The following is a 7687-nucleotide window of genomic DNA, read 5'->3' as shown; positions in this document are numbered from 1 at the left end:
TCATAAGCCGAATCCATCAGCGCATCACGGCTTTTTACGACACCGGGACGCTGCGCCAGCGAATGCAGGATCAGGAATTCGGTGACGGTCAGCGTCACCGGCTCGCCCTTCCAGGTGCAGGTGTGGCGCTCCTGGTCCATGACGAGCTGGCCGCGCTCGAGCGAGCGGGCCTGCTGGCTGGGTGTCTTGGCGGCAGCCTCGCGGGCACTGGCCCGGCGCAGCACGGCGCGCACCCGCTCGACCAGCAGACGCTGCGAGAACGGTTTGCGGATGAAGTCGTCCGCGCCCATCTTGAGGCCGAACAATTCGTCGATCTCGTCATCCTTGGAGGTCAGGAAGATCACCGGAAGGTCGGACTTCTGGCGCATCCGGCGCAGCAGTTCCATGCCGTCCATGCGCGGCATCTTGATGTCGAGGATGGCAAGATTCGGCGGGCGGGCCGCCAGTCCTTCCAGCGCTGACGCACCATCCGTGTAGGTCTCGACGCGATACCCCTCGGATTCGAGGGCGATCGACACCGATGTCAGAATGTTGCGGTCGTCATCGACAAGCGCGATTGTTGCCATTTCAAGCGGCTCCCTCATGAGCTGTCCCTTCTTTCGTAGAGAAGGGGCTTTTGCAGGACAAATTAGGTACAAAATGTGGCATAGGCCTTGTCCGCTGTCACGCGCGGCATGCCGGCGGCCACAATCCTACCTCGATATGGATTGGACGAACGAACATCGCCAATCCTTTGGGCAACCGCGAAACTTTTTGCACATATAAACGATTTAAACAACTTTCAAAATATTTAAATCGATTAATGATTTGATATCATTTGGCTTTTCTGGTTCTGACCATCTCAGCCTGCGGTGCGGGCATGCCGGAAACGTACCGGCAAAGATGCGGCAAATCCAAGAAGGGACACCCATGTCGGAAGTCGGCAAACGCAATTCTGCCTGCGCGATCGATCATATCGGCCTGAAAACCACCGGCGTGGTGCGTTATAATTTCGGTGCGGCTGCTCTTTATGAGGAATCGATCCGGCGCGGCGAAGCCCGATTGACGGCACATGGCGCGCTGGTCGCCGAGACCGGCCAGCACACCGGCCGCTCGCCCAAGGACAAGTTCGTCGTCCGTGACGGCGCCACCGAACCGCATGTCTGGTGGGACAACAACAAGGCGATCTCGCCGGCTCAGTTCGAGACGCTGCTTGCCGATTTCCAGGCGCATGCCTCAGACAAGGATCTTTATGTCCAGGATCTGATCGGCGGCGCCGATGCGGAGCTGAAGCTGCCAACCAGGGTGATCACCGAATTTGCCTGGCACTCGCTGTTCATCCGCAATCTGCTCATCCGACCGGATGCTGCCGAACTCGAGCATTTCGTGCCTGACATGACGATCATCGACCTGCCGTCCTTCCGCGCCGATCCCGCGCGCCACGGCAGCCGCACCGAAACGGTGATCGCCGTGGATCTTTCGCGCAAGATCGTGCTGATCGGCGGCACCTCCTATGCCGGCGAGATGAAGAAGTCGGTGTTCACCATGCTCAACTATCTGTTGCCGGTGAAAGGCGTGATGCCGATGCATTGCTCGGCCAATGAGGGTGCGGCCGGCGACGCCGCCATCTTCTTCGGCCTGTCGGGCACCGGCAAGACGACGCTCTCTGCCGATCCCTCGCGCACGCTGATCGGCGATGACGAGCATGGCTGGGGGCCGCACGGCATCTTCAATTTCGAAGGCGGCTGCTACGCCAAGACGATCAAGCTGTCGGCGGAAGCCGAGCCGGAAATCTTTGCCACCACTCAACGCTTCGGCACCGTTCTGGAAAATGTCGTGCTCGACGCTGATGGCGTGCCGGATTTCAACGATGGGCGGCTGACTGAAAACACGCGCTGCGCCTACCCGCTGGACTTCATCCCCAACGCCAGCAAGACCGGGCGCGCCAGTCATCCGAAGAACATCATCATGCTGACCGCCGATGCGTTCGGCGTGATGCCGCCGATCGCGCGGCTCACCCCCGCGCAGGCGATGTATCATTTCCTGTCCGGCTACACCGCCAAGGTGGCCGGAACCGAAAAGGGCGTAACCGAACCCGAAGCGACGTTTTCGACCTGTTTCGGCGCGCCGTTCATGCCGCGCCATCCATCGGAATACGGCAATCTGCTGCGCGAACTGATTGCCCGCCACGATGCCGATTGCTGGCTGGTCAACACCGGCTGGACCGGCGGCGCCTACGGCACCGGCAAGCGCATGCCGATCAAGGCGACGCGAGCGTTGCTTGCCGCCGCACTCGACGGCTCGCTGAAGACGGCCGAGTTCCGCACCGATGCCCATTTCGGTTTCGAGGTGCCGGTGGCTGTCCCGGGCGTCGACAGCGCCATCCTCGACCCGCGATCGACCTGGGCCGACAAGGCCGGTTATGATCGGCAGGCGGCAAGACTAGTCGGCATGTTCGCCGTCAACTTCGAGAAATTCGAAAGCCATGTCGACGCCGTGGTGCTGGGTGCGGCGCCGCGCATGCAGGAAGCGGCGGAGTAATCGCGCCATCGAGCTCAGCTATCGTTGAAAGGCCCGGCTTCGATCGGGCCTTTTCTTTTTTGATCCGCCGCGCCATGACTGCGGCATGGCGAGCGACGACAACATCATCATTGCCGACGATGCGGTGATCTACCCGGGCGACCTGCACGAGGATTTCATCCGCTCGTCGGGTCCCGGCGGCCAGAACGTCAACAAGGTGGCGACGGCAGTGCAGCTGCGCTTCGACGCGGCCAACGCAACGGGCCTGTCGGAGCGCGTGCGCGAGCGGACGATCAAGCTTGCCGGCCAGCGTGCCACCAAGGACGGTGTCATCGTCATCGAAGCGGGCCGCTTCCGCACCCAGGAACAGAACCGGGCGGACGCTCGGGCACGGCTTACGGCACTGGTCGCCAAGGCCGCCGAACCGCCGCCGCCGCCGCGCAAGAAGACGCGGCCGTCGAAAGGCGCCGTGGAGCGACGGCTGAAGAGCAAGGCCGGACGCGGCACGATCAAGAAACTGCGCGGCCGGGTGGAGAACGATTAAGCACCACACCAATCGCGTGCACAAAACGGCTTCCCATTTTGAACCGCAGATGCAAGGTTCCACCATTGCCACAGCAAGGGAGACCAAAGATGGGCATGTTCGATTTCGTCAAGAGCGTCGGCAAGAAACTGGGCATCGGTAGCGACGAAGAAGCCGCACCCACTGCCGACACGCTCAAGAAGGAACTTGATTCGCACAAGCTCGGCACCGATGGTGTCGAGGTCGTCGTCAAAGGCGACACAGCGGTGCTGAAGGGTGTGGTCAAGGATCAGTCGATCTTCGAAAAAGCGGTCATCGCCGTCGGCAACACGCTCGGCGTCTCCAAGGTGCAGGCGGACGAGTTGCAGGTCGCACCAGAGGCCGGCACGGCAGCTGCCCCGGCCAAGGAGCCAACCTTCTACACCGTCCAGAAGGGCGACAACCTCTGGAAGATCGCCGAGAAGAGCTACGGCAAGGGCAAGGGTGCGAAGAACACGATCATCTTCGAGGCCAACAAGCCGATGCTGACCCATCCCGACAAGATCTATCCAGGCCAGGTGCTGCGCATTCCAGATATCGCCTGATCAAGGCGATTGCCAATTAGGCATGAGCGGCGGCTTTCGGGTCGCCGTTTTCTTTTGATCGTGACATTTTGCGGTTCCGAACCATCCAGGAGGTGACCTAACCCGTGCTCGTCCTGCCCAAAGGCGTCCGCCACATGCCGGCCTACCTGTCACGCAGCGTGCAGGAAGCGCTGGTCGAGGACGTGAGAAGCATTGTGCAGCAGGCGCCGCTGTTCGTGCCGGCCATGCCGCGCACGGGCAAGGAGATGAGTGTGCGCATGACCAATTGCGGCCCGCTCGGCTGGGTCACAGACAAGGAGCATGGCTATCGCTACCAGCCGACGCACCCGGTGACCGGAGCGCCATGGCCGCCAATCCCGGAGGCGCTGCTTGAGCTATGGCGGCAGGTCTCGGGCTATCCGCACCCGCCGGAAGCGTGCCTCATCAATTTCTACACGCCGGACGCAAAAATGGGCCTGCATCAGGACCGCGACGAGGCCGATTTTTCGGCGCCGGTCGTCTCCGTCTCATTGGGCGACGATTGCCTGTTCAGGGTCGGTCAGACGACGCGTGAGGGCGGCACAAAGTCGTTCCGGCTGAAAAGCGGCGACGTCGTGGTGCTCGGCGGCGAGGGCCGCCTGTGCTTCCACGGCGTCGATCGAATCTACCCGTCGACCTCGGCGCTGCTGAAAAATGGCGGGCGGATCAATCTGACGCTGCGGCGGGTGACGAAGCCGGCCGTCACAGCTTCCTGAGCGCCACTTCCTCGATCAGGTGATCGGCACCCTTGCGCAGGATGAGGTCGGCGCGGGCTCGCGTCGGCAGGATGTTCTCGCGCAGATTCTTCAGGTTGATGTTGGTCCACAGGCCTTCGGCGATGGCGCGGGCTGAATCCTCCGAGAGCTGCGAATAGCGGTGAAAGAAGGAGTCCGGATTGCGGAAGGCCGTCTCGCGCAGCCGCATGAAGCGGGAAATGTACCACTGGTGGATCAGCTTCTCGTCGGCATCGATGTAGATGGCGAAGTCGAAGAAGTCCGACAGGAAGGGCACGATCTTGCCGTCCTGCGGCAGCTTGCCGGGCTGCAGGACATTGATGCCTTCGAAGATCAGGATGTCGGGCCGGTCGATGGTGACGAACTCGCCGGGAATGACGTCATAGGTCAGGTGCGAATAGACCGGCGCGCGGACATTGGGCAGCGCCGACTTGATGCCCGAGAGGAAGCGCAGCAGCGCGCCGACATCGTAGCTATCGGGAAAACCCTTGCGTTCCATCAGGTTCTCGCGGCGCAGCACCTCGTTGGGCAGCAGGAACCCGTCGGTGGTGATGAGGTCGACCTTGGGGCTCGAGGGCCAGCGCGCCAAAAGTTCCTTCAACACACGCGCCGTGGTCGATTTGCCGACCGCGACGGAACCGGCGATGCCGATGATGAAAGGCGTCTTGACGATGTCCACCGCGTTGAAGAAGGCCTGGCGTTGCCTGAAAAGCAGCTGGCTCGCTTCGACATGCGCGGACAAAAGCCGCGACAGCGACAGATAGATGCGCTTGACCTCTTCGAGGTCGACAGGGTCGTTGAGCGAGCGCAGACGGCGGAATTCATCCGCGCTCAGCGTCAGCGGCGTGTCGGCACGGAATTGCGACCATTGATCGGCGGAGAAGAAACGAAAGGGGGAATATTTCTCGGTTGGCGCGAGCTGATCCATCGAGATACCTGCCCTCCTCGCGGTCAGCCCTTGGGCCGTGAAGCCTTCTCGGCGATGCCCGAACGCCCGGTGCGGCCTTCGAGTTCCCTAAGCACGTCGCTCAGCGGAACCCCGGAGAGGCCGAGAACGACGAGCCAATGATATATAAGATCGGCACTTTCCGAAACGAGGGCCGGTTTGTCGCCCTTGACGGCGGCAATCACCGTCTCGACCGCCTCTTCGCCAAGCTTCTGCGCCGCCTTGTCGATGCCGCGCGCGAACAGTTTTGCCGTCCAGGAATCCGGATCACCGGAATGGGCGCGTTCCCCAACGATTTTTTCCAGATCTGACAGCGAAAACTCAGCCATGGCCGTCATCTATCTGCTTGTTTAAGCATGATCTTTTTCCGAAAACCGGTTCCCACTTTTCGGGACCATGCTTTAAGACCGATTACCGAGGGAGTCCAGCCGCATCGGCAGCCCCGCGGCGGCCATATGCGCCTTGGCCTGCGCTATCGTGTAGGTGCCGAAATGGAAGATGGAGGCGGCCAGCACCGCTCCGGCGTGACCATCGCGAATGCCTTCGACCATGTGATCGAGCGTGCCTACACCGCCGGAAGCGATCACCGGCGCGCGCACCGCATCCGCAATCGCGCGGGTCAGCGCGATGTCGTAGCCGGCCTTGGTGCCGTCACGATCCATCGACGTCAGCAGGATCTCGCCGGCGCCGCGATCGACCATTTGGCGCGCAAACTCGACCGCATCGATGCCGGTCTTCTCGCGCCCGCCATGGGTGAAGATCTCCCAGCGATCGGCCTCGCTGGCTCCAGACACTTTCTTGGCGTCGATGGCGACGACGATGCACTGGTTGCCGAACTTGTCGGCGGCCTCGGCGACGAAATCCGGGTTCTTCACCGCCGCCGTGTTGATCGACACCTTGTCGGCGCCGGCCAGCAGCAGCTTCCTGATGTCGGCGACCTGACGCACGCCGCCGCCGACGGTCAGCGGCATGAAGCATTGTTCGGCGGTGCGGGCGATGACGTCGAAGATGGTCTCGCGATTGTCGGACGACGCGGTGATGTCGAGGAAGCAGAGCTCGTCGGCGCCGGCCGCGTCATAGGCCTTGGCCGCCTCGACCGGGTCGCCGGCGTCGATGAGATCGACGAAATTGACGCCCTTGACGACACGGCCGTTCTTGACGTCGAGGCAGGGGATGACACGGGCTTTGAGCATCAGCGGCCCTCTATCGTGGCGATAAGATCGTTCAGCAACTGGCCGACCAGCGGCGGAACATCGGACTGCCCGTCGAAAGCCGGGTCGTAGGCGGAGACGGTGATGCCGACGACCGGCACCGCAAGCGCCATAGCGCAAGCCGCGTCGCGCAACTGTTCCGGGCTCGGCCCGCCTGATGTGACGTAGCGGTTGGCCTGCAACTCCCGGGGATCGTGCACGTCTAGATCGAGATGCATGTGCACGCGTTTGGCCCCGGCGGTCTTCAGTCTTTCGGTCGCCTGGGCCACTCCTGGACATTCCGTCCGGACGATCGGCAATGTCTCGAGAAGCCGTTTTTCCGCCGGATCGAGATCACGCGCGTTGACGAGCACACAGCGCGACGGATCGATCGGCTTGAAGCCGGGAATTGCCGCCGCCATCGGCCGCCAGCACAGGCCGAGCACAGTCGCCAGCGCCATGCCATCGAGAAAGCCATAGACGGATGTCTCGGGCGTGTTGAGGTCGCCATGTTGGTCGGCCCAGATGATCGCATCGGCGGCTTCGCCGGCGACAGCACCGGCACTGGTCAGGCAATTTCCGGCAAGGACGATGGGAAACCGGCCGGCGTCACGAGCAAGGCGAACCTCGGCTGCAACCGCGTTGCAGACGGCAAAGCCGGTGGCGATCTCGCGCTCCTGGATGTCTCCGACCCTGCCGATGTCTTCCACCGTAACGTCATGGCCGGCCATGGTCAGGGCGTCGACGAGACCGCCTGATATCAGCGCGTCCGGACCCTGGCCCATGCCGCCATGATAGTGGCCGCTGTCATAGGAGGCCAGGATGATGGAGATTTTCACGGTCGCGTCTCCGCCGTCGCCCTGCCTTGCAGGATCGCCAGAGCCTCCGCCGGATCGATGCGGCCGTCATAGAGCGCGCGGCCGGAAATCGCGCCTTCGAGCTTTTGCGCGTCGGGCATGGTCATACGCACGATGTCGGCGATCGAGGCGAGGCCGCCAGACGCGATGACCGGGATCGAGACGGCATCGGCAAGGTCGATGGTGGCGTCCCAGTTGATGCCGGTTAGCACGCCGTCGCGGTCGATGTCGGTGTAGATGATGGCGGCGACGCCGGCGCCCTCGAATTTCTTCGCCAGTTCGATGACGCCGAGGCTCGACGCCTCGGCCCAACCCTCCACGGCCACCTTGCCGCCC

10 protein-coding genes are annotated in these 7687 nt (G+C 62.6%); 4 read left to right on the top strand and 6 right to left on the bottom strand.

What is annotated here, in order from left to right:
• Window positions 1-566: response regulator (locus EN993_RS27385; protein ID WP_164757837.1), on the bottom strand; the 566-nt coding region annotated here is incomplete at its 3' end.
• A gap of 343 nt (window positions 567-909) precedes the next feature.
• Between EN993_RS27385 and EN993_RS27380 the strand changes: the two genes are divergently transcribed.
• The 4 genes from EN993_RS27380 to EN993_RS27365 all read left to right on the top strand — a co-directional run bounded on the left by EN993_RS27380 (window position 910) and on the right by EN993_RS27365 (window position 4340).
• Entirely contained in the window at window positions 910-2520 is a 1611-nt protein-coding gene (locus EN993_RS27380; protein WP_127265319.1) for a phosphoenolpyruvate carboxykinase, read from the top strand.
• Window positions 2521-2605: 85 nt separating this feature from the next.
• On the top strand, window positions 2606-3043 hold the full coding sequence (gene arfB, locus EN993_RS27375) for an alternative ribosome rescue aminoacyl-tRNA hydrolase ArfB (protein ID WP_023761130.1): 438 nt from the start codon (window positions 2606-2608) through the stop codon (window positions 3041-3043).
• Window positions 3044-3132: 89 nt separating this feature from the next.
• Entirely contained in the window at window positions 3133-3606 is a 474-nt protein-coding gene (gene lysM / locus EN993_RS27370) for a peptidoglycan-binding protein LysM (RefSeq protein ID WP_109666976.1), read from the top strand.
• Window positions 3607-3710: 104 nt separating this feature from the next.
• Complete coding sequence (locus EN993_RS27365; protein WP_109666978.1) at window positions 3711-4340, top strand: alpha-ketoglutarate-dependent dioxygenase AlkB; 630 nt, start codon at window positions 3711-3713, stop codon at window positions 4338-4340.
• Here the strand turns inward: EN993_RS27365 and coaA are convergent.
• The 5 genes from coaA to EN993_RS27340 form a co-directional block, all read right to left on the bottom strand.
• A complete protein-coding gene (gene coaA, locus EN993_RS27360) occupies window positions 4327-5286 on the bottom strand; it encodes a type I pantothenate kinase (protein ID WP_109666980.1) in 960 nt (319 codons plus the stop codon). The two genes, EN993_RS27365 and coaA, sit on opposite strands and share 14 nt — an antisense overlap.
• 23 nt (window positions 5287-5309) lie before the next feature.
• Window positions 5310-5633: a phosphoribosyl-ATP diphosphatase gene (locus EN993_RS27355; RefSeq protein ID WP_109667712.1), complete on the bottom strand. Its 324-nt coding sequence runs from the start codon at window positions 5631-5633 to the stop codon at window positions 5310-5312.
• A gap of 72 nt (window positions 5634-5705) precedes the next feature.
• Complete coding sequence (gene hisF / locus EN993_RS27350) at window positions 5706-6500, bottom strand: imidazole glycerol phosphate synthase subunit HisF (RefSeq protein ID WP_164757838.1); 795 nt, start codon at window positions 6498-6500, stop codon at window positions 5706-5708.
• Complete coding sequence (locus EN993_RS27345; RefSeq protein ID WP_109666985.1) at window positions 6497-7333, bottom strand: arginase family protein; 837 nt, start codon at window positions 7331-7333, stop codon at window positions 6497-6499. The genes hisF and EN993_RS27345 overlap by 4 nt, the downstream gene beginning before the upstream one ends.
• A partial coding sequence (locus EN993_RS27340) for a HisA/HisF-related TIM barrel protein (RefSeq protein ID WP_245468982.1) occupies window positions 7330-7687 on the bottom strand: 358 nt, incomplete at its 5' end. The genes EN993_RS27340 and EN993_RS27345, both read right to left, overlap by 4 nt.

Origin of the sequence: Mesorhizobium sp. M7D.F.Ca.US.004.01.2.1 (genome assembly GCF_003997785.1) — a bacterium.
In the GTDB taxonomy this organism is placed as follows: domain Bacteria; phylum Pseudomonadota; class Alphaproteobacteria; order Rhizobiales; family Rhizobiaceae; genus Mesorhizobium; species Mesorhizobium loti.
Note: the sequence above shows the minus strand (reverse complement) of the source record. Positions and strands in the feature narration are given on the sequence as shown.